17 protein-coding genes, 1 tRNA gene, 1 pseudogene and 1 riboswitch are annotated in these 20,772 nt (G+C 73.8%); of the genes and pseudogenes, 5 read left to right on the top strand and 14 right to left on the bottom strand.

The features are described 5' to 3' along the window. Positions 1-105 precede the first annotated feature (105 nt). Positions 106-639, top strand: a complete 534-nt coding sequence (locus tag ABZW30_RS16800) for a hypothetical protein (protein WP_355671844.1) — start codon at positions 106-108, stop codon at positions 637-639. Between the two features lie 27 nt (positions 640-666). Here ABZW30_RS16800 and ABZW30_RS16795 read toward each other — a convergent pair whose 3' ends face one another. Continuing rightward, positions 667-1,209 carry a VOC family protein gene (locus tag ABZW30_RS16795; protein ID WP_355671843.1) on the bottom strand — a complete coding sequence of 181 codons (543 nt, stop codon included), beginning with the start codon at positions 1,207-1,209 and terminating at the stop codon, positions 667-669. A gap of 191 nt (positions 1,210-1,400) precedes the next feature. Here ABZW30_RS16795 and ABZW30_RS16790 point away from each other — a divergent pair, with 191 nt between their 5' ends. Further along, entirely contained in the window at positions 1,401-1,958 is a 558-nt protein-coding gene (locus ABZW30_RS16790) for an Lrp/AsnC family transcriptional regulator (RefSeq protein ID WP_355671842.1), read from the top strand. A 37-nt stretch (positions 1,959-1,995) separates the two neighbouring features. Here the strand turns inward: ABZW30_RS16790 and ABZW30_RS16785 are convergent, their stop codons facing one another. The 5 genes from ABZW30_RS16785 to ABZW30_RS16765 all read right to left on the bottom strand — a co-directional run bounded on the left by ABZW30_RS16785 (position 1,996) and on the right by ABZW30_RS16765 (position 6,701). After that, positions 1,996-2,802, bottom strand: a complete 807-nt coding sequence (locus tag ABZW30_RS16785; protein WP_355671841.1) for a S16 family serine protease — start codon at positions 2,800-2,802, stop codon at positions 1,996-1,998. A 155-nt stretch (positions 2,803-2,957) separates the two neighbouring features. Next, positions 2,958-3,608 (bottom strand): helix-turn-helix domain-containing protein, encoded by a 651-nt coding sequence (locus ABZW30_RS16780; RefSeq protein ID WP_355671840.1) that lies wholly within the window; start codon positions 3,606-3,608, stop codon positions 2,958-2,960. Between the two features lie 343 nt (positions 3,609-3,951). Further along, a complete protein-coding gene (locus tag ABZW30_RS16775; protein ID WP_355671839.1) occupies positions 3,952-4,395 on the bottom strand; it encodes a DUF2752 domain-containing protein in 444 nt (147 codons plus the stop codon). Positions 4,396-4,408: 13 nt separating this feature from the next. Then, positions 4,409-4,675 (bottom strand): TM2 domain-containing protein, encoded by a 267-nt coding sequence (locus ABZW30_RS16770; protein WP_355671838.1) that lies wholly within the window; start codon positions 4,673-4,675, stop codon positions 4,409-4,411. A 193-nt stretch (positions 4,676-4,868) separates the two neighbouring features. Continuing rightward, a complete protein-coding gene (locus ABZW30_RS16765) occupies positions 4,869-6,701 on the bottom strand; it encodes a DEAD/DEAH box helicase (RefSeq protein ID WP_355671946.1) in 1,833 nt (610 codons plus the stop codon). A gap of 289 nt (positions 6,702-6,990) precedes the next feature. Between ABZW30_RS16765 and ABZW30_RS16760 the strand changes: the two genes are divergently transcribed. Then, entirely contained in the window at positions 6,991-7,422 is a 432-nt protein-coding gene (locus tag ABZW30_RS16760) for an SsgA family sporulation/cell division regulator (RefSeq protein WP_355671837.1), read from the top strand. Between the two features lie 144 nt (positions 7,423-7,566). Here the strand turns inward: ABZW30_RS16760 and ABZW30_RS16755 are convergent, their stop codons facing one another. From ABZW30_RS16755 to ABZW30_RS16745, 3 genes are all read right to left on the bottom strand, one after another. Then, entirely contained in the window at positions 7,567-10,029 is a 2,463-nt protein-coding gene (locus tag ABZW30_RS16755; protein WP_355671836.1) for a rhomboid family intramembrane serine protease, read from the bottom strand. Positions 10,030-10,343: 314 nt separating this feature from the next. Further along, positions 10,344-11,660: an alpha/beta hydrolase-fold protein gene (locus ABZW30_RS16750; RefSeq protein ID WP_355671835.1), complete on the bottom strand. Its 1,317-nt coding sequence runs from the start codon at positions 11,658-11,660 to the stop codon at positions 10,344-10,346. After that, positions 11,657-12,298, bottom strand: a complete 642-nt coding sequence (locus ABZW30_RS16745; protein WP_355671834.1) for a class F sortase — start codon at positions 12,296-12,298, stop codon at positions 11,657-11,659. The genes ABZW30_RS16750 and ABZW30_RS16745 overlap by 4 nt, the downstream gene beginning before the upstream one ends. Positions 12,299-12,703: 405 nt before the next feature. Here ABZW30_RS16745 and ABZW30_RS16740 point away from each other — a divergent pair, with 405 nt between their 5' ends. Beyond that, the gene (locus ABZW30_RS16740) at positions 12,704-13,993 is read left to right on the top strand and encodes a hypothetical protein (protein ID WP_355671833.1); all 1,290 of its coding nucleotides are present in this window, start codon (positions 12,704-12,706) and stop codon (positions 13,991-13,993) included. A 3-nt stretch (positions 13,994-13,996) separates the two neighbouring features. Here ABZW30_RS16740 and ABZW30_RS16735 read toward each other — a convergent pair whose 3' ends face one another. Together ABZW30_RS16735 and ABZW30_RS16730 are read right to left on the bottom strand one after the other, a co-directional pair. After that, on the bottom strand, positions 13,997-15,436 hold the full coding sequence (locus ABZW30_RS16735; RefSeq protein ID WP_355671832.1) for an MFS transporter: 1,440 nt from the start codon (positions 15,434-15,436) through the stop codon (positions 13,997-13,999). Positions 15,437-15,520: 84 nt separating this feature from the next. Beyond that, entirely contained in the window at positions 15,521-15,835 is a 315-nt protein-coding gene (locus tag ABZW30_RS16730) for an SMR family transporter (protein WP_355671831.1), read from the bottom strand. 44 nt (positions 15,836-15,879) lie between these two features. Beyond that, positions 15,880-15,946: riboswitch (guanidine-III (ykkC-III) riboswitch) on the bottom strand. Positions 15,947-16,028: 82 nt separating this feature from the next. Between ABZW30_RS16730 and ABZW30_RS16725 the strand changes: the two genes are divergently transcribed. Continuing rightward, positions 16,029-16,100: transfer RNA gene (locus ABZW30_RS16725), tRNA-Cys, on the top strand. A gap of 94 nt (positions 16,101-16,194) precedes the next feature. Here ABZW30_RS16725 and ABZW30_RS16720 read toward each other — a convergent pair. The 3 genes and pseudogenes from ABZW30_RS16720 to ABZW30_RS16710 all read right to left on the bottom strand — a co-directional run bounded on the left by ABZW30_RS16720 (position 16,195) and on the right by ABZW30_RS16710 (position 20,596). Beyond that, a complete protein-coding gene (locus tag ABZW30_RS16720) occupies positions 16,195-18,522 on the bottom strand; it encodes a xanthine dehydrogenase family protein molybdopterin-binding subunit (RefSeq protein WP_355671830.1) in 2,328 nt (775 codons plus the stop codon). A 683-nt stretch (positions 18,523-19,205) separates the two neighbouring features. Next, positions 19,206-19,652 (bottom strand): annotated as a pseudogene (locus tag ABZW30_RS16715) ((2Fe-2S)-binding protein); the annotation flags it as partial. A 77-nt stretch (positions 19,653-19,729) separates the two neighbouring features. After that, positions 19,730-20,596: an FAD binding domain-containing protein gene (locus ABZW30_RS16710; RefSeq protein WP_355671945.1), complete on the bottom strand. Its 867-nt coding sequence runs from the start codon at positions 20,594-20,596 to the stop codon at positions 19,730-19,732. Between the last annotated feature and the right edge of the window lie 176 nt (positions 20,597-20,772).

The raw sequence follows: 20,772 nt of genomic DNA, 5'->3' as shown, positions 1-20,772 counted from the left end.
CTCGGGGGTGGGGCCCGGGCCGGGTCCGGACATCGTGCGGCTGCCCTGCCGAACAGCGAGGGTGCCGCCCTCGACGGCCCGGGAATACGGCAGGATGTGCGGACGATGCGGAACGGACTGGTACAGCTCGGCGCCTGGGCGGCGGCCACCGGGGCGGCGGTGGCGCTGTCCTGGCTCGGCGTGCACGCGGTGCTCACCGACGCCGCGTTCGAGCAGCCCACGGCGCTGCCGCTGCCCTCCCCGAGGGCCGACGGCACGCCGTACACCACGACCGTCACTCCCGACCAGCCGCGCACCGCCGCCCAGGACGGGTCCACGCCCGCACCGGCCTCCCCGACCACCACCGCCACCCGCCCGCCGACCGCCTCCGCGACCACCCCGCCCACCCGGCGGGCCACGCCGACCGCCACCGCGACGTCCACGGTGAAGAGCTACCCGATCCCCGGCGGCCGGGTCGCCCTGGACATCCGCGCCGACCGGGCCTCGCTGGTCTCCGCCACCCCGGACCCGGGCTGGCAGATGCAGGTGTGGAACGGCGACCAGTGGATGCGGGTGGACTTCACCAAGGGCGACCAGGCCAACTCGGTGTTCGCCTACTGGAACGGCCACCCGCCGATCGTGGAGACGGCGATCCGCTGAGGCCCCGTCACCGGTGTCGCCCCGGCGTCACCAGCTCTCGAAGGGCGCGTACCCCGGCAGGTACGGCCCCGCGTACCCGGCCCGGTCCACCAGCGTGTGTCTGGTGCCGCCCGGCACCCCGATGATGGCCAGCACCACCGAGCCGAACCGGTCCCGCACCTCGTACGGCTCGGCCAGCGACAGCGCGCCCCGGTCCACCGCGTAGTCGTACGCGTAGTAGACGTCCGGCACGCTCACCGCGAGGTCCAGCACCCCGTCCCCGTGCCGGGCCAGGTGCGCGGCCAGCTCCCGGCCGCGCGGGCCGGTCACCCGCACCGGCGAGGTGAGCACGATCCGCGTCCCCGGTGCGGAGAGCACGTACGACACCGTCTCCGGCTCGCCGGTCTCCGGCCCGGCGTACGCGGTGCAGCGCAGCCCGAGCGTGGCGCAGTAGCGGCGGGCCGCCCGCTGCGCGTCGGCGACCGCGAAGACCACCGCGTCGGCGCGGCCCATCGGCAGCGGATCCGGCTCCGCCGTCCCCTCGGCCAGGCCCGCGGCGAGCAGGACGGGTTCGGCGGCGGTGTCGGTCATGACGGCCCTCCCGGTAGGCGTACGGACCGCCCCGCGTCCGGGGTGGGGCCCGGGGCACGGAGTCGTGGCTGGAGGGTGGCGCCGAGCCGACCTGCGCGCAACTGTTCCGTTTCCTCCTGGTCAAGCTGTGCCCCGGAGCGGGAGAATCGGCGGCACCGCTGTACAGAATGCCCACCGGAGGAGGAGCCGCGATGCCCCCCGCCCACTCTCCGAGCTCCCCCGGCTCGCCCAACTCCCCCACCTCCCAGGGCGTTTCCACTTCCCCGTCGGGCGGCGGGAACGACGCCATCGACGCCCTGGACGGCCGGCTGATCCGGCTGCTGGCGGAGGAGCCCCGGATCGGCGTGCTGGAGTGCTCGCGCCGGCTGCAGGTCGCCCGCGGCACCGTGCAGGCCCGGCTGGACCGGCTGCAGGCCAAGGGGGTGATCAGCGGGTTCGGCCCGGAGGTGGACCCGGCGGCGATCGGCTACCCGGTGACGGCCTTCGCCACCCTGGAGATCTCCCAGGGCCAGGGCGCGGACGTGCGGGCGCACCTGGCGGGTGTGCCGGAGGTGCTGGAGCTGCACACGATCACCGGCATCGGGGACATGCTGGTGCGGATCGTGGCCCGCTCCAACGCCGATCTGCAGCGGGTGATCGACCGGGTGGTGGGCTTCGACGGGATCGTCCGCTCCTCCACCGCGATCGTGCTGGAGAACCCGGTGCCGTACCGGATCCTGCCGCTGGTGGACCAGGCGGCCGCCGAGTAGGGCGGTCCGCCCACGGAGAATCGACGACAGCGGCCGGTCAGCAGCTGGGGACGCTGCCCCCGCCCCTGAGCGCCTCCAGCGCCGAAACCGACTCGGCGAGTGTGCCGACCGGCACCAGCCGCAGCGTCTTGGGGGTGTTCACCTTGGCGTCCGTGCACTCCTCCTTGGGCAGCAGGAACACCGTGGCGCCGTCCCGGGCGGCCGCCTGGGTCTTCAGCGGGACGCCGCCGACCGGGCCGACGGTGCCGTCCTTGTCGATGGTGCCGGTGCCGGCGATCTTCAGCCCGCCGGTGAGGTCGCCGCCCTTGCCGTCGCCGGCCAGCTTGTCCACGATGCCCAGCGCCAGCATCTGGCCGGCGCTCGGGCCGCCCACGTCGCCCAGGTCGACCTTCACCTTCACCTGGTCCGGCGAGAGGTGGAGGTAGCTGAGCGCGGCCTCGGTGGCGCTGTCCTGCGACTCGGCCATCTGCTGGGCCGTCACCTCCTCGGCCTTGGCCGGGTTGCCCTGCGGGTACACCGTGTCGGTCGGGCGGACCGCCTCCTTGGGGTCGAACCAGGCCTGCAGGGCGCGCCAGAACCTGGTCTTCTGCCCCGGGTTGGTGGCCGAGATGGTGACCATCCGCAGCTCGCCCTCGGTGGTGCGCAGCGGCGCGCCGGTGATGGTGAGCACCGGGCGGTCCTGGTAGGAGCCCAGGGTGTCCGCGGTCAGGCCCGGCCAGGTCAGGGTGTACGGCAGCGGGACGAAGGCGGCCACGCCGAACAGCGCGGCGACCAGCACCCCGCAGAGCGCGAGCGCGCGGGTGCGCGGGGCGGAGAGGGCCTTGGGCAGCTTGGTGTCGGACACAAGGGGAATCCAAACACACTCTGTGATTCGCCCGCTCGCCTCCAGGCGCTCTGATCCGGCGCCGACACTCTTCGCTCCGGCACTCCCTCCTCCGTCGGTCGCTGGTCGCTCATCGCTTTCGGCGCCGGCGCGCCCTTCGGCTCGGGGCAGAGGCGCTACCTCAGGGCGTCGGCCACCTCGGTGGCCGCCTCCACCACCCGGGGGCCGACCCGCTCGGGGACCATGCCGTTGAGCATCACCACGCCGACGCTGCCCTCGATGCCGCTCAGCCCGAGCAGCGCGGCCGCCGCCCCGCACGCCCCGGACTGCTCCTCCGCACGGGTGATGACGAAGCCCTGTTCGGGCCGCCGCTGGCTGGGGAAGGTGCGCGCCTCCAGGATCGCCCGCCCGGCCGCGCTCTCGGTGAGCGGGTGGCGCAGGCCGGTCCGGTAGGCGACGTGGAAGTCGGTCCAGCTCGGCTCGACCACGGCGACGGCCAGCGCCTCGTTGCCGTCCACCAGGGTCAGGTGGGCGGTGGCGCCGAGGTCCTCGGCCAGGCTGCGCAGGGCGGGCAGCGCGGCCTCGCGCAGCAGCGGGTGCACCCGGTGCGCGAGCCGCAGCACGCCGAGGCCCACCCGGGCTCGGCCGCCGATGTCGCGACGGACCAGGCCGTGCTGTTCCAGGGTGGCGAGCAGCCGGTAGACCACGGTGCGGTTGACGGCCAGCCGGGCGGCCAGCTCGGTGACGGTGAGCCCGCGCTCGGAGTCGGCGAGGAGCTTGAGGACGCGGACGCCGCGGTCCAGCGTCTGGGAGGTCTCGGCAGTCACGACGGACATTCCTTTCCGCGGCGCTCGCGGGGCGGGCGGCGCCGAGCCGAAAGGTCGGTGTCGCGCGCAGGTGGGGGTGGCCGCGCTCGGGCCGCGCGGTGTCGTCGTTGACGACCGCGCGGTCCTGCGGAGCCCGTCCCGCGGGGGTTGCCCACCGGAAGAGCGTGGGGGAAAGGTAGTGAAGGAAATGTCGCAGCGGAAGTGGTTGTCCAAAATTCGGGCGTGATCGACTTCAACACCGTCGCGAATTCCGGACGAACACCCCCAATTCGCCGGGCGCATCAGCGCACGGGTTCGACCCCGGTCCGATGTCCGGACACTTCGGGCCGCAGGGGCGGGTCGTTCACCAGATGTTGCGCAGCACCGTCCAGGCCACCGCGGTGCCCAGCACCGCCGCTGTGCCGCGCCGTCCCAGCGGCGGTCGCCAGCTCCGCCCGGCCAGGCCCTCGCGCAGCCAGGTCAGGTACATCAGCGCGACCAGCGGCAGCGAGATCAGCAGCAGCGCGTTGTCGTGGAAGGCGGCGCTCGGGTCGCCGTGCATCAGGTCGTACGCCATCCGGGTGCCGCCGCAGCCGGGGCACTGCAGCCCGGTGATCCGCCGCCAGGGGCAGAACGGCAGCACCTGCCCGGGCAGGTGCGGGTTGCGCGTCCACAGGTAGGCCGAGCCGGCCAGGCCGCCCAGGAGCACGGCCAGCGGCGCGGCAGCGGCGCGCAGGCGCGCGGGAACGGCGAAGCCGCCCCGGCCGGAGCCGGGGCGGCGTGCCGCGCGCGGTGTGCGCAGGGTCATGGCGCGTGCGGGGTCAGCCGCGCAGCAGACGGCCCTGGGCGTCCGTGCGGTCGTTGCTGACCAGGAACAGGATGCCGTCGATCAGGGCCCAGAAGCCCAGGCCGCCGCAGGTCAGGAGCTGGGCGACGCCCATGCCGATGTGACCGGTGTAGAAGCGGCCGACGCCGAAGCTGCCGAAGAACAGCTGCAGGATACCCGCGACGATCTTCGACTTGTCCGACAGCTCGGGCTGACCCGGCTGACCCGGGTACGGCTGACCGGCGTAGGGGGGGTACGACACTTCTACTGTGCTCCTTGCGTAACAGATGCGGCGCGGCGGTGAGCCGCTGCCGAGCCGTGAGGCACGCGGAACACTAGCGGATGATCACATCAGAAGTCTCGACAAGTTCCCCACCTGTACCGGAATGTCATCCCGCGTTACCGAGCCCCGGATTCCTCCCGACCCGCCGGAGGAATCCACTGACGTGCCGTTACTACTTCGCCCACTCCCGGATCCGGGCGATCCGCGCCTTCAGCTGATTCGCGGTCGCCTGCGCGGTGAGCGGCCCGCCGCACTGGCGGCGCAGCTCGTTGTGGATGGTGCCGTGCGGCTGGCTGGTGCGGTGGTGCCAGGCGGCCACCAGCGCGTTCAGCTCCTTGCGCAGCTCGCGCAGCTCCTGGTGGGTGACGACCGGCCGCTGCTCGGCCGGCAGCTCCAGCAGGTCGGCCTCCTCCGCGGGCTTGGTCTTGCTGCGCTGGATCTGGCGGTGCTGGCGCTTCTGCAACAGCATCTGCACCTGGTCCGGCTCCAGCAGGCCCGGGATACCGAGGTAGTCGTCCTCCTCCTCGCTGCCCGGGTGGGCCTGCATGCCGAATTCCATGGCGTTGTACAGCACCCGGTCGAAGACCGCGTCGGAGCCGAGCGCCTCGTAGGAGAACTCCTCGCCGCCCGCGCCGTCCGGCCCGTCGTTGGCCCGCTCGGCCTCGGCGAGCAGCCGGTCCTCCTCGTCGAAGAGGCCGTCGCCCTCCTTCTTCGGACGGTCCAGCACGTGGTCGCGCTGGAGCTCCATCTCGTTGGCGAAACCCAGCAGCATCGGAATGGTCGGCAGGAACACCGAGGCCGTCTCGCCGCGCTTGCGGGCGCGCACGAAGCGGCCTACGGCCTGGGCGAAGAACAGCGGGGTGGAGATCGAGGTGGCGTACACCCCGACGCACAGCCGCGGCACGTCGACGCCCTCGGACACCATGCGGACCGCGACCATCCAGCGCGAGGTGCCGGCCGAGTAGTCGGAGATCCGCTGCGAGGCCTCGGTCTCGTCGGAGAGGACCAGGGTGACCTTCTCGCCGCTGATCTCGCGCAGCATCTTGGCGTAGGCGCGGGCCACCGTCTGGTCGGTGGCGATCACCAGTCCGCCGGCGTCCGGGATCGCCTTGCGGACCTCGGACAGCCGCCGGTCGGCGGCCTGCAGCACCGCCGGGATCCACTCGCCCTGCGGGGACAGCGCGGTGCGCCAGGCCTGGGCGATCAGGTCCTTGGTCATCGGCTCGCCGAGCCTGGCCTCCAGCTCGTCGCCGGACTTGGTGCGCCAGCGCATGTTGCCGCTGTAGCTGAGGAAGATCACCGGGCGGACGACGTGGTCGGCGAGCGCATGCCCGTAGCCGTAGGTGTAGTCGGCGACGGACTTGCGGATGCCGTCGCCGCCCGCCTCGTACGAGACGAACGGGATCGGGTTGGTGTCCGAGCGGAACGGCGTCCCGGTCAGCGCCAGCCGACGGGTGGCCGGCTCGAAGGCCTCGAAGCAGGCCTCGCCCCAGGACTTGGAGTCACCGGCGTGGTGGATCTCGTCCATGATCACGAGGGTCTTGCGGGCCTCGGTCCGGTTGCGGTGCAGCATCGGGTTGACCCCGACGCCCGCATAGGTGACCACGATGCCGTGGTACTCCCGGGACAGCGGCCCGGAGGAGTACGCCGGGTCCAGCTTGATGCCTATCCGGGCGGCGGCCTCGGCCCACTGCTTCTTCAGGTGCTCGGTCGGCGCGACCACCGTCACCTGTTGCACCAGGTGGTTGTGCAGCAGGTACGAGGCCAGGGTGAGCGCGAAGGTGGTCTTGCCTGCACCCGGGGTGGCGACCGCGAGGAAGTCGCGCGGCTGGGTCTCGATGTACTTGTCCAGCGCACCCTGCTGCCAGGCCCGCAGCTTGCCCGCGGTGCCCCAGGGGGCGCGGCCGGGGAAAGCCGGGGAGAGGTGGTGCGAGGCGGCGGATGCGGCGTGGCCTACGGCCCGGGCGGGCTCCTGCGTCTCCGGTACGTCGGAGAACAGCGGCATCGAGGAGGCGGCGGCAGTACTCACGGTCTCCGAGGGGGATCATCGCAGGTCAGGGGCTGTTTTGCGGCCCCGTCCCGCGGTCGGGCGGCGATCGGACAACCCGCCCAGCCTACCGGCCCCGCCGCCGTTCGGCCGCTTCGACCCGAGTCGGCGCGAGGCCGGGGCGGCCGGAAATCGACGTGACACGGGTCACATCGAAGTCCCGTCGAAAGCGCGTAATGGCGGGCCGTCCCACCGCTCTCACCGGTGTAAGGCCGCCCCACCCCCGACCGCCCGGAGGAACCCCGCCATGCAGCACACCGCCGTCGAAGAGACCGTCCAGGCCCGTCTGATCCTCTCCCCGCACCGCTCCGCCCGGCTGCGCGTGGTGCTGTCCTACCTGCCGGAGGACCCGTTCGCGGTGCGGATGGCCTTTCCCGCCGAGTTCTCGCTGGACGAGGTCACGGACGGCCAGGGCGCCGAGGACGTCGTCTGGGTCTTCGCCCGCCAGTTGCTCTCGGCCGGCCTGGAGCTGGCGGCCGGCGTCGGCGACGTCCACGTCCGGCCCGCGACCGGCCGACGCACCGTGGTGGAGCTGCGGGCCCCGGAGGGCACCGCGCTGCTCCAGTTCGACACCACCGACCTGCGGCGTTTCCTGTGGCGCAGCCGACTGCTCGTCGCCGAGGGCGAGGAGCACCTGCACCTGGACGCCGACCGCGCGCTCGCCCAGCTGCTCGGCTGACCGCCGGACGGCGTCCGGGAGCGCCCCCGCGCTTCCGGCCGTCAGAACCTGCCACCACGGCGGCCGACACGGCCACGGCCGATCCCGGGTCCGGGGCCCGGGAAGGGCTACGGGACCCGGGAAGGGCTACGGGACCCGGAAGGGCTAGCCCGACAGCTTGCGCATCAGCCGCACGCCCTGCCCCGCCGTCAGGTGCGGCAGGTAGGCCTTGCCGATCGCCCTGGTGATGCCGGGCAGCGCGGCCGGGTCGGGGTAGGCCATGTACATCGGCCGGTACTCCGGCTGGAACTTCGCCTTGAACGCGAGCAGCGAGCGGAAGCCGTACACCGGCTCCAGCACCTTGCCCATCCAGTCCAGCATCCGCTGCAGCCCGGAGGGCTCCTCGTCCTGCCCGGTGCGGGCCAGCGGCGCGCCCGACAGGGACAGGAAGCGCGCACCCTCGCCCTTGAAGCCGAGCGCGGCCGAGGCGATCAGGAACTCGTTGACGCCGCGGAAGCCGTCCGAGCGCCGCCGCATGAAGTCCAGCGTCCAGCCGACCGGCACGCCGTTCTCGTACACCGGCATCCAGCTGGTCAGCCCGTGCACCGTGCGCTGTTCGTCCACCGCGATCAGCACCCGTACGTCCGGGTCGTCCAGCTCCTCCAGCCCGCCGAGGGTGAAGCCCATCTCGGGCAGGCCCTTCTCGGAGACCCACTCCTCGGAGATCGCCCGGATCTGCTCGCGCAGCGCGATCGGCGCCTCGTGGTACGCCCACCACTCCGCGGTGATGCCCTGCTTGCCGGCCTTGTTGAGGGCGGTGCGGATGTCCTGCCACTTGCGGCCGGTGAAGGCCAGCTCGGGCAGCGGCACCACGGTGTCCTCGGCGACCTGCACCGAGCGCCAGCCCAGCTGGGCGGCGGCGGCCCTGGTCTCGGCGGAGACGCTGTAGAAGCACGGCGTCCAGCCGCGGGCGTCGCAGTGCCGGGCGAAGCCGGCCACCGCCCGCGCCCGCGCGTCCGGCGCGCCGAACGGATCGCCGGTGGTCAGCGCCACGGTGCCCACCAGCCGGTAGGCGACGGCGGCGCGGCCCTGCTCGTCGAACCAGTAGTGGTTGCCGTCCCAGGTCGTGATGAAGGACAGCGTCCCGCCGCCGTGCGCGCTGAGCAGCTCCCGGGCCCGGGCGGCGGCCGCCGCGTCGGTGTGCAGTACCGGACGGCGGAAGACGGACAGCAGCGCGCACAGGGTGACCACCCAGAACGCCAGCCCGCAGTACGTCTCCAGGAACAGCGCCACCGGCCCGACCGCGATCGGGTAGTCCGGCGTCAGGTCGTTGTACGCGGGCGGCAGGAACTGGGCCGGCAGTCCGTGCATCAGCCGGCGGACGGTCGCCCCCGGCTCGAACTGGTGGGCCACCAGGCGCCCGAGCCCCACGTAGGCGGCCGAGGAGACCAGCGCGGCCCCGCCGACCACCACGGCCAGCCGACGCACCGCCCGACCGGACAGCCGCACCCGGAACCGCTGCCGGGTGGCCAGCAGCAGACCGGTGGTCAGCAGCGGCAGCAGCATCGCCTCGACGAAGTACTGCACCATGTCCCCGCTGGCCGGCCCGGTGTCCAGGTACAGCCAGGCCAGCAGTGCCACCCAGAGCAGCTCGGCGGCGACGGTGATCCGCCAGGCGAACCGCAGCCCCCGGCGCAGCCCCTCGGCGAGCACCAGCAGCAGCGCCGGGAACAGTGCGGCCATCAGCCGCCCCGGGGTGTCGAAGATCCGCTCGACGGCGTGCGCCCGGGCGCAGTCGTGGGCCGACATCGCACAGAAGTCGGCCACCTCCTCCGGGCTGAGCCGGTGCGAGAAGTACAGCTCGGAGAAGGTGTTGAACGGCCCGCTGGCGTTGTCGTACAGCGAGGCGATCAGCGGCCCGAAGGCGGCGGCGACCAGGCAGAGCGCGACCAGCACCCGGGTCTCGGTGTGCGAGGAGCGGGGGGTGCGCAGGTACGGCCGGCCCCGGCTGAGCAGGGCGCCGACGCCCAGTCCGACCAGCGCGGCGGCGCAGCGCTGGACGCTCTGCAGGTGGCCGACGTACAGCGTCATGACCAGCGGGACGAGCAGCACCAGCAGGTGCAGCCGGCGGCGCCAGAGCACGGTGAGCCGGTAGCCGAGCACCCCGGCCAGGGCGAACAGGCCGACGCCGGGCCCGACCGAGATCTGGTCGGCCACCGCGCCGGTCCACTGCTCCCCCGCCGAGGAGCCGAACTCGACCAGCCCGGCGCCCAGCAGGGTGCCGGCCACCTGCCCGCCGACCAGCACCGCGAGGGTGCGCGGCCGGCCGAGCCGCCGCTCGGCGGCCGGGCCGACCAGGAGCAACAGCAGACTGGTGAAGACGTACGCGCCGATGCCCGAGCACCACAGCATCGAGGTGACCGGCGTCCACCAGCGGCCCTCGGCAAGCGTGGGCAGGCCGACGCCGGCACGGCCGAGCAGCCGCTCGGACGGCCCGGCGGCCAGGCTCCCGGTGGCCGCGCCGAGCGTCCAGAGCCCGGCCAGCAGCGCCAGGGTCAGCGGCGCCGCGCGCAGCCGGTCGCGGAGCACCCGGGCCGCCCGCCGCACCCGCTGCGGGCGCGGCTCCACCGTCCGGGTGACCGGGCCGAGGTCGGCGCCGCGGTCGTGCTCGGCGGTCGACGGCGGGGCGGCCGGGGCCGCCGGGGCCTGTCCGGCGGATGTCGTCGAATCGGACCGCGGCGTCCGGGTGTGTGCACCGCAAGGCGGAGGATGGGGGCACCTCCCGGCCGCCGGGCTGGGGGAGAGTCCGTGCGGTGGGGGCACCTCCCGGCCTCCTGGCTGGGGGACGTCGGCGACTGGCGACAACGCGGCGAGATGCGCTTGTGCCCTGGGGGTACCTCCCGGCCGAAGGCCGGGGGAGCGTCGCGGCCGCTTCAGGCGGGTCACCGGATCAGTCCGGTCCGCTGGGCGAGCCAGGGCAGGTTCTGCTCGAAGGCCTGGCGGAACACCACCCAGCTGTGCTGGCCGGTGATGGTCTGGTAGCCGACCTTCATCCCGGCCGCCTGGGCCGCCCCGTACACCTTCTCCTGGCCCGGCCGGTACCACTGGTCGCTGGCGCCGACCACGAACATGCCGGCGGTGTCGGGGAACTGCTTGCGGGCCATGAGGTGCAACGGGTCGACGGCGGCGAACGCGTTCTCGTCACCGTCGAAGGCCTTGGACACGGTCTCGTCGTGGCTGCCCAGGGTCGGTTCCTCCTGACCGGAGATGTCCAGGAAGCTGCCGTACACGTCCGGCCGGTTGAGGGCCAGTTGGAGCGAGCAGGTCCCGCCGAGCGAGAGCCCGCCGATGGCGAGCGAGCCGCGGCCGGTGGCGGTCTGCAGGTTGCGGTGGATCCAGTCCGGGATGTCGTCGGCCAGGTAGGTCTGCGACTTGGCGATCTTCGAATCCACGCAGAGCGGGTTGGCGAACTGGCCGCCGGTCTCGTCGGCGACCACCACGATCGGCGCCAGGCCCTGGTGCTCGGCGGCGAAGGCGTCCAGGGTGTCCCGGATGCCACCGGAGTTGACCCAGTCCTCCGGGGCGCCGGGCTGGCCGGGCAGCAGCACCACGACCGGCAGCAGCGGCCGGGGGTTGGCCCGGTAGGCGGGCGGCAGGTAGACGTACCCGGGCCGGGCGGAGAAGCCGGACTTGGTACCGGGGATGGTCACGGTGGAGAGGGTGCCCTTGTCGGGCAGGCCGGGCGGCGCGTGCCAGAGCTCGGCGAGCGGCCGGTCGGGTGCGCCCCGCACGACGGCGGCCGCGCGGCCCTCGGTCAGTTCGTCGGTCCGCGGCGCCAGCATGGACCGGGCGGTCGGGTACTGGTCGAAGCCCCGGTTGATCTGCGAGGCGGCCATCACCACCACCAGGGCGGCGCCGCCGACCGCCAGCAGCCGACGGCGGTTGGACAGCAGCGACACCCGGAAGCAGAGCAGGGATATGCCGAACAGCGCGACGGCTGTCCAGCGCATCACGAAGTCCGGCGTGCCCTCGGGGAAGGGGCGCCACCAACTGTCGACGGCGACCTTCACCAGGGCGGTCAGCGCTGCGCCCGCGAGCAGGGCGCCGAGCATGCGCGGGGCGCGCCAGCGCTCGTGCCGGGAGAGGGTCAGCAGGGCGAGCGCCGCCCAGCCGACGGCGAGCACGGCGTACGGGACCGGGCCGTGGGTGAGCGGCCAGTCGATCGGGTTCCAGCGGGAGGCGAGGGTGAGCGTGGTCATGCGGCTTCGCCCGGAGGAGTGGTGTCGGCCAGGAATCCGTAGGCCACGACGTTGCCCTCGTAGCCGTGTTCCTCGCTGTACGCGCCGCCGCAGGTGATCACCCGCAGCTGCGCGTCGGCGGCCTGGCGGTAGACCCGGTCGTCCGGGAAGTCCTTTCGGTCGTGCACTTCGATGGCGTACAGCTGGTAGACGGCGGTGGCGCCGTCCACCCGGGCGATCTCGACCCGGTCGCCCCGACGGAGCGATCCGAGATGGTAGAAGACGGCCGGCCCGGCCTTGTTGTCGACGTGGCCCGCCAGGATGGCGGTGCCGCGCTGGCCCGGGGTGGCGCCGCCGCGGTACCAGCCCGCGAGGTTGCGGTCCGCCTCGGGCGGGGCCTGCAGGTGGCCGTCGGAGTCCAGGCCGAGTTCGGTGACGGGGGCGTCCAGGCGGACGGCCGGGATGCGGACCCGGGTCGGGGCGGACGGGCCGAGCGGCGGGACGACGGAGACCGGCGCGAGGCCGGACAGCGCCTGCCCGGTCTGCGGGGCGGGCGGCAGCACGGGCGCGCCGCCGTGCAGCAGCCAGGCGCCGAGCACCAGCGCGGCGCCCGCCGCCAGGGTGCCCGGCCAGGGGCTCCTGCTCTGCTGGACGCCCATGGGCGCTCCCCTCTGCCGATCGGATTCCCGCTTCCTGGGAGTTTCCTGGGAACTCATTCAATCGGATCGGACCCTAGGGCACGTCCCCACGACGGTCGTATCCGCACCCGCCGATCGGCAGGGTTGCAGCCCTTGTCCGTGCGCCGAGTGGGGTTTCTGACACCGAGGGTGACGGGCCCGGTCCGCGAGCGGGTGCGGTGGAACGACCTGTCGAACAGCACCGACGCCCCGGCCTTTCGGTTCGGTTGCGTCAATCGGGCGATCGATTTCGACCGATCGATGCGCCTCTGAGACCGTTCCAGCCCGCATGCCATGCTGACCCGATCACGGGTTCTATCGCTCCTCCAGTCCGACCGGACTTCCGCACGCCGTACGCCTGCCGAACGCCTCATGAACGGAGTGACCATGGACGCTCTCTCCCGCCGGACCCTGTTGGCCGCCGGAGCGGCCACCGTCGCGGCCCTGGCAGCCGGCTGCGGCAACGACCGGTCCGGCGGCGGAGAGCACGCGGCGGGCGGAGCCGCCCCGACGGACGGCAGGCCGGGCCCCACCCCGGCCGCGGTCCCGCAGAAGCCGCAGGCCGTACTGATCGGCGACGGCTCCACCTCCGACACCGGCGTCCAGCCGCGCCAGCCCGTCCCCGAGAGGCTCCGGCCCGGCCGGCGCCCGCCGCAGTTCGTGGTCTTCTCCTGGGACGGCGCCGGCGAGCTCGACAACGGCCTGTTCGGCCGCTTCCGCCGGCTGGCCCGGGAACACGACGCCTCGATGACCTTCTTCCTCAGCGGCCTCTACCTGCTGCCGGAGTCCAAGAAGGACCAGTACCGCCCGCCGCAGCACCAGGTCGGCGCCTCCGAGATCGGCTACCTGAGCGACCAGCACATCCACGACACCCTGGAGAACGTGCACGCCGCCTGGTTGGAGGGCCACGAGATCGGCACCCACTTCAACGGGCACTTCTGCGGCTCCACCGGCGTCGGCAACTGGTCCTCCGAGGAGTGGGACAGCGAGATCCAGCAGGCGATGGACTTCGTGATGAACTGGCGCACCAACACCGGCTTCACCGACCTGCCGGCGCTGCCCTTCGACTACCGCAACGAGCTGATCGGCAGCCGCACCCCCTGCCTGGAGGGCCAGCGCAACCTGCTGCCCACCGCGGTCAAGCGCGGCTGGCGCTACGACAGCAGCGGCAACGGCACCCAGGTGTGGCCGCAGAAGATCCAGGGCGGCGCGCTGTGGGACATCCCGCTGCAGGCCATCCCCTTCCCCGGACACACCTTCCAGGTGCTGTCGATGGACTACAACATCATGTACAACCAGTGCGGCCCCGACACCAAGGCCGACCCGGCGCTCCACCCGGGCTTCCAGGCCCAGGCCCGGGACGCCTACCTGATGGGCTTCGACCGCACGTACAACGGCAACCGGGCGCCGTACATCATCGGCAACCACTTCGAGGAGTGGAACGGCGGCATCTACATGAACGCCGTCGAGGACACGCTCACGGCCATCGCGGGCAAGCCGGAGGTCCGGCTGGTCTCCTTCCGCCAGCTGGTGGACTGGCTGGACGCCCAGGACCCGGCGGTGCTGCGCAAGCTGCAGAGCCTCGCCCCGGGCCAGTCCCCGGCCGGCGGCTGGGAGAACTTCCTCGGCGCCCCGGCCGCGGCGCCGCCGGCCACCTCCCCCGCCGCCGTGGGCTGACCGTCAGGCGCGGCTGCGGACCCGGCCGGAGAGCAGCGCCCCCACCAGCGCCACCCCGGCCATCACCAGCAGGATCACCGCGAAGGCGCCGGGCGAGCCGGCGGCCCCGGCGCCCTCGTGGGCGGCGGCGAGCGAGCCACCGCCCAGCGCCGCGAACAGCACCCCCGCCAGGCCCGTCAGCAGCACGTTGCCCAGCGCGTCGCTCATCTGCAGGGCGGCCGAGTTGGCCCCGGCGTCCTGCGGCGCGGAGAGCTTCATCATCAGCACGCTGACGCTCGCGACCGTCAGCCCCATCCCGATGCCGCCGACGCCCCAGGCCACCGAGGCCACCCAGGCCGGCACCGCCGGGACCAGCACCAGCGCGGCCCCCGCGATCGCCACCGAGGTCAGCACGAAGCCACCCCGGATCATCGCCTCGCGGTAGCGCTCGGCCCCCGGCCGCCCCTGCAGCCAGGAGCCCAGGGCCCAGGTGAGCCCGCCGCTGGTCAGGGTCAGTCCGGACAGCGTCGGCGAGAGGCCGCGCTGGGTGGTCATCATCAGCGGGACGAAGGCCTCGGCCCCGAGGAACGCCCCGGCCGCCAGACCGCGCAGCAGGATGACGGTCGGCAGTCCGCGCCCGGCCCGCAGGGTCCGCTCTGGCAGCAGCCCCAGGACGGCCGGCACCAGCAGCGCCGCCCCGGCGATCCCGGGGAGCAGCCCGACCAGGTCGCGCCGCTGCCCCGCGTACTGCAGCAGGCCGGCGCCGACCGCGGCCATCGCGGCCAGCAGGGTGCGGCGGCGGTCGAAGTCCGCGCCCTTGAGCACCGGGTGCTCCCGTTCGGACCGGGCCAACGCCGGGCCCATCACGGCCAGCGGCAGCAGGATCAGCACCGGCACCGACAGGAACACCCAGCGCCAGCCGAGGTGCTGGGTGACGGTCCCGGAGACCAGCGGCCCGATGATCGAGGGCAGCACCCAGGCCGAGGAGAAGGCCGCGAACACCGCCGGCCGCAGCCGCTCCGGGTAGGCCCGGCCGACCACCACGTACAGCGCGACGATCACCAGCCCGCCGCCCAGGCCCTGGATCGCCCGCCCGGCCACGAACACCCACATGCCGGGCGCCGTCCCGGCCACCACCAGGCCCACGCCGAACACCGCGATGCCGGTGAACAGCGGCTGCAGCGGCCCGCGCCGGTCGCACCACTGGCCGGAGACGACCAGCGCGAACAGCGTGGTGGTGAAGTAGCCGGAGAAGGCGAAGGCGTACAGCCCGAGGCCGTCCAGCTGGCGGGCCGCGGTCGGCATCGCGGTGTTGACGGCGGTCGCCTCGAAGGCGATCACCAGGACCACCGACACGATCCCCAACGTCAGCGCGCGGTAGGGGCCGCTGAGGACCCCGCCGCCGGGGTCGGTTCCGTCGGGTATGGAGGTGGAGCCGACGGAGGTGGGGGAGGCAGTGCTCATACATGACATCGTAAGAGCCGTCCGCCTCGGTGACCCCTGACCCGAGTCGGTGATCTCCTGGGTCCGTGGACGTAGGACCGGGGCTCAGTGCAGCACCTTGAGCCCCACCACGCCGGAGACGATCAGCAGCAGGCAGCCGATCCGGGCCGTGGTCGCCGGGTCCCCCAGGGCGGCCATGCCGTAGAGCGCGGTGCCGACCGCGCCGATGCCGACCCAGACCGTGTACCCGGTGCCGATCGGGATGGTGCGCATCGCGTACGCCAGCCCGCCCATGCTGAACAGCAGAGCGACGCCGAACACGAGGCCGGGAACGAGGCGGGAGAAGCCCTTGGACGATTCCAGGGCCACCGCCCAGACGGTCTCCAGGAGACCCGAGACGATCAGAACGAGCCAAGCCATGACGGCCGCACCTCCGCAGTCCACAGCGGCCGGATCGCCGCTGAACTGCGTCGTCTTGTCGTCACCGGGTACGACGCGCTCGTCCGGAGTGGCGGGAAAAACAGCCACCTGCTCGACGGTAGCACACATTGCCATACAGAATTTACAAAACTTCATTGACCCCATTCCCGCGCTCCGCCATCCTGAATTCACTGGCCGTGTGCCCGAGTGGCTCAGGGGACCGTCTGCAAAGCGGTGAACGCGGGTTCAATTCCCGCCACGGCCTCGGAAAGGGGAATTGCCGGTCGACTCCGAAAGTCGACCGGCAATTCCGCATTCCGCTTTCCTGCTTTTCTGCTCGGGCCGCGCCCGGGCCACGCTCAGGCCGTGACCGCGTCCTCCGCGCGGATCGGCAGCCGGCCGACCGGCAGGCCGGTGGCGGCCCGGACGGCTGCGGCGACGGCCGCCGGGGCGACCACCGCGGGGACGGCGCTGACCGCCTTGGCACCGAAGGTGGCGACCACGTCCCGCTCCTCCAGCAGCGCGGCGATCCGCACCTCCGGGGTGTCCAGCGAGGTGGGCAGCCGGTAGCCGGTGAGCGAGGGATTGCGCAGCACCCCGCCCTCCGTGTGCAGGTCCTCCATCAGCGCCAGGCCCACGCCCTGGGCCACGCCCGCCTCGATCCGGTCCTCGATCTGCCGCGGGTTCAGCGCCCGGCCGACGTCCTGGGCGACGGTCATCTCGACCACCCGGACGGCCCCCAGCTCGATGTCCACGTCCACCACCGCGCGCATCGCGCAGAAGGAGATGGAGACGAAGGCGTCGCCCTGCCCGGACTCGTCCAGTGGCTCGGTCGGGTGCGGGCGGCACTGCGCGGTCGCCCAGAGCTCCTTGCCCTCCAGCGCCTCGGCGACCGGCATGCCGAGCACCCCGTCGTAGGAGGTGATCTTGCCGTCGGCGATCTGCAGCAGCTCCACGGACATCCCGAAGTTGGCCGCGATCGGCTGCAGCAGCTGATGGCGGACCATCAGCGCGGCCCGCTCGACCGCGCCGCCGGAGACCCAGGTGTGCCGGCCCCGGGCGGAGGGCCCGGCGATCGACTGGTCGCTGTCGGCGGGCGCGATGTAGACCTCGCTGACGCCCAGCACGGTCTGCACGATCTGCCGGGCCAGCGTGGCGAAGCCCTGTCCGGCGTCGACGGCCGCGCAGATCACCGTGGCGTGGTCGCCGCTGACCCGCACGGTGGCGGTGGAGACCTCGTCCTCGCCCTCGGCGCCGAGCATGTGCACCATGCCGACGGCGTAGCCGATGCCGCGGCGCACCGCCGCCGGGTCCCCGGCACCGCCGGGCCCGCCGGGCAGCAGCCACTCGGCGTCCGGGTCGTCCACCGGCAGGGCCGGCAGCGGCTCGGCCGCCACCGCGTCCAGCAGCGCCTTCACCGGCGCCGGGCAGGTGACGGCCTGTCCGGTGGGCATCGGGTCGCCGGTGGACATCGCGTTGCGGCGGCGGATCTCCACCGGGTCCACGCCCACCCGGGCGGCCAGCTGGTCCAGCTGGGCCTCGTACGCGAAGCAGGCCTGCAGCGCGCCCTCGCCCCGCATCCGCCCGGCCGGCGGGTTGTTGGTGCGCACCGCCCAGGCGTCCACGAACACGTTCGGGCAGACGTACGGGCCGACCGAGAAGGCCGTCGCGGCGGCCAGCGCCTCGGCGGAGACGTCCGCGTAGGCGCCGCCGTCCAGCAGGATCTGCGCCTCGACCTTCACCAGGTTGCCCTCGGCGTCGGCGTGGTGGCGGTAGCGCAGGAGCGCGGGGTGGCGCGAGGCGTGGGTGTGGAACGACTCCTCGCGGGTCAGCGTCATCTTCACCGGGCGGCCGGTGCGCAGCGCCAGCAGCGCCAGGGTGACCTGGAAGCCGAGGTCCTCGCGGTCGGTGGTGGCGCCGGGCACGCCGGTGACCACCAGCCGGACCCGGTCGGGCTCCAGGCCCAGGCAGGCGGCGGTGCGGTCGCGGTCGCCGTGCGGGTCGGTGGAGGACAGGTGCAGCTCGACGCCGCCGTCCGGGCGCGGCACGGCCAGCCCGGCCTCGGCGCCGAGCGGGGCCGGGTCCTGCCGACCGACCTGGTAGAGGCCCTCGACGATGATCTCGCCGACCGCGTCCGGGTCCCCGGCGCGCAGCGGCAGGTGGCGGAACAGGTTGCCGTCCGGGTGCAGCGGCGGCGCGGTGAAGGACTGCTCGGGGTCGGTCACGGCCTCCAGCGGCTCGTAGTCGACCGCGATCAGGCCGACCGCCAGCCGGGCGGTGTCCGGGTGGTCGGCGGCGACCGCGGCGACCGGCTCGCCGTGGTGGCGCACCACGCCGGCGGCCAGCACCGGCCGGTCGGCGACGATCGGGCCGGCCGGGGCGCCGTCCGGGGTGCCGTCCGGACCGGGCGGCAGGTCCTCGGCGGTGACCACGGCGTGCACGCCGGGCAGGGCGAGCGCGGCCGAGGTGTCGATGCCGCGGATCCGGGCGTGCGGGTGCGGCGAACGCAGCACCGCGCCCCAGAGCAGCCCCTCGGCCCACAGGTCGGCCGCGTACGGGTAGATGCCGAGCGCCTTGGGCAGCGCGTCGCTGCGCAGCGGGGAGCTGCCCAGGCCGAACGGCTCCGGCGCGCCGCCCTCGCCGCCGTCCTGCTGGATTGCTGCGCCGATGTCGGTAGGCGACGTCATGATGCGTGGTCGTCCTCGGTGAGGCGGATGCCGTGGGCGGGCGTGGCGGTGTACGGGACGCCGGCCGGGGCACCGCCCTCGGCCGGGGCACCGTGCGGGTCGGCGTACGGGGTGTCGTGCGGGAACGTGCCGTCGTAGACGGCGGCGGGCAGCGGGGTGCCGTGCGCGGGGGTGGCCTGGTAGACCGGGGCGTCGTAGCCGGTGTCGTAGCCGTGCTGCGGCTGGTGGTCGTCCGGGTAGCCGGCCGCCGGCACGTAGGTGCCGTGTGCGGGGGTGGCCTGGTAGGGCTGCTCGGGGTAGCCCTGCGGCGGGTAGTAGACCTGGTCGTCGGTGGCCTGGGCGGGAATACCGGGGTGCATCGCGGTCAGCGCGGAGGTGTCGTACACGCCGGTGTCGTAACCGCCGGTGTCGTAACCGCCGTCACCGTACCCGGGGTCGGGCACGGCCTGGCCGGGCGCCGACTCGGGGACCGGCTGCGGGGTGTGCTCGATCCAGGCCTCGGCGTCGGTGTAGACCGGCGGCTCGACGGTCGGCTCCGGCTCGACGGCGGCGGGCTGCCCGACCGACGCCTCGGCCCGCACCTCGACCGGGGTCTCCACGGCGGGCTGCTCGGCGACGGCCTCCTCGGCGGCGGCCGCGGCGGCCTCCTCCGTCTCCTCGGCCTCCAGCGCGCGGGCGTCCGCGACGGTCTGGACGGCGGCCAGCACGCCGCGGTAGCCGGTGCAGCGGCAGAGGTTGCCGCACAACGCCTGCCGGGCCTCGACCTCGGTGGGCCGGTGGTTGCGCTGGAGCAGGTCGTGCACGGCCATCGCCATACCGGGGGTGCAGTAGCCGCACTGGACGGCGCCGGAGGCGGCCAGCGCCTGCTGGACGTCGCTCGCGCCGCCGCCGGCCGACAGGCCCTCGACGGTGTTGATCTCGCTGTCGGCGGCCAGCGCGGCGGGCACCAGGCAGCCGGCCACCAGCTGGCCGTCCACCTGCACCGAGCAGGCGCCGCACTCGCCCTGCTCGCAACCGTCCTTGGCGCCGGCCAGGCCGAGCCGCTCGCGCAGCACGTAGAGCAGGCTCTCGCCGATCCAGGCGTCGGTGACGGGTCGTTCGAAACCGTTGACCCGCAGCGTGTAGGAGGCGCACGGGCGCAACTCGCGGGTGACCTGCGGGGTGAGGCCGAGCGGGTCGGCGTCGAGGGTCTCGATGGGGTCTGTGGTCACTTCAGCGCCCTTCCCAGTGCCCGTCGGGCCAGCACCGATACGGTACGCCGCAGCCGAACGGCGGCCGCCGTCGGCCCCTCGGTCACGGCCTCCCACGCACCCTCGGCGCCGTAGTTGTCGGGGACGCAGGCGGCGGCCACGTACTCGCCGAAGGCGGCGGTGGCGGCCGGGTCGATCTCCCGGCTGCCGTCCCAGTCGATGCAGCCGGCCACCCAGGCCTCGGCCTCCAGCGGGCGCAGCGGCACCGGGGCGACGGCTCCGACGGCGCAGCGCACGGCGCGCCGGGCCGGGTCGAGGACGAGCGCGACGGAGGCGGTGGCGCGGGCCGGGCCGCTGCGTCCGGTGGCCTTGAGGAAGACCTGCGGCGCGTGCAGCAGCGGGACCCGCACCCAGGTGAGCAGTTCGCCCGGGCGCACCGGGTCGAGGCCGGTGAGCAGGTGGCTGACCGGCACCTCGCGGCTGGCGCCGGCCCGGGCCAGGGTGACGCTGGCCTCCAGTGCGGCGAGCACGGGGAGGGTGTCGCCGGCCGGGGCGGCGGTGACGATGTTGCCGCCGAGGGTGCCGACGTTGCGGACCTGCGGCGGGCCGGCGGTACGGGCGGCGTCGGCGAGCGCGGGGATGAGCGCGGCGAAGTCGGGGCGGTCCATCCGGGCGTGGGTGAGTCCGGCGCCCAGGACGGCGGTGCCGCCGTCCTCGTAGCGCCAGCCGCGCAGTTCGGTGATCCGGCCGAGGCCGACCAGGGCGGCGGGGCGCAGCCGTCCGGCGTTGACGGCCTCCATGAGGTCGGTGGCCCCGGCCACCGGTACCGCGGCCGGGGCGGCGGCCAGCGCGTCGACGGCCTCGTCGAGCGAGGCCGGCAGCATGATCGTCCGGTTCACCTGGGTCCCACCGTGCTCCACTTGCTCATCGATCGCCTGCCGCCCGCGGCCCTGGCCGTACTGTCCGCGTCAGCAGCCCGGCCTGGCCCGTAGGGTACGGGCGATCGGGCCGGGTTGGGCAACTCTGGCACACAATGCTCGATGATCATTTCGGGACCGGT

It is taken from the genome of Kitasatospora sp. NPDC004669 (genome assembly GCF_040609455.1).
Classification (GTDB): Bacteria; Actinomycetota; Actinomycetes; order Streptomycetales; family Streptomycetaceae; genus Kitasatospora.
This window is presented reverse-complemented; position numbering and strand designations above follow the sequence as displayed.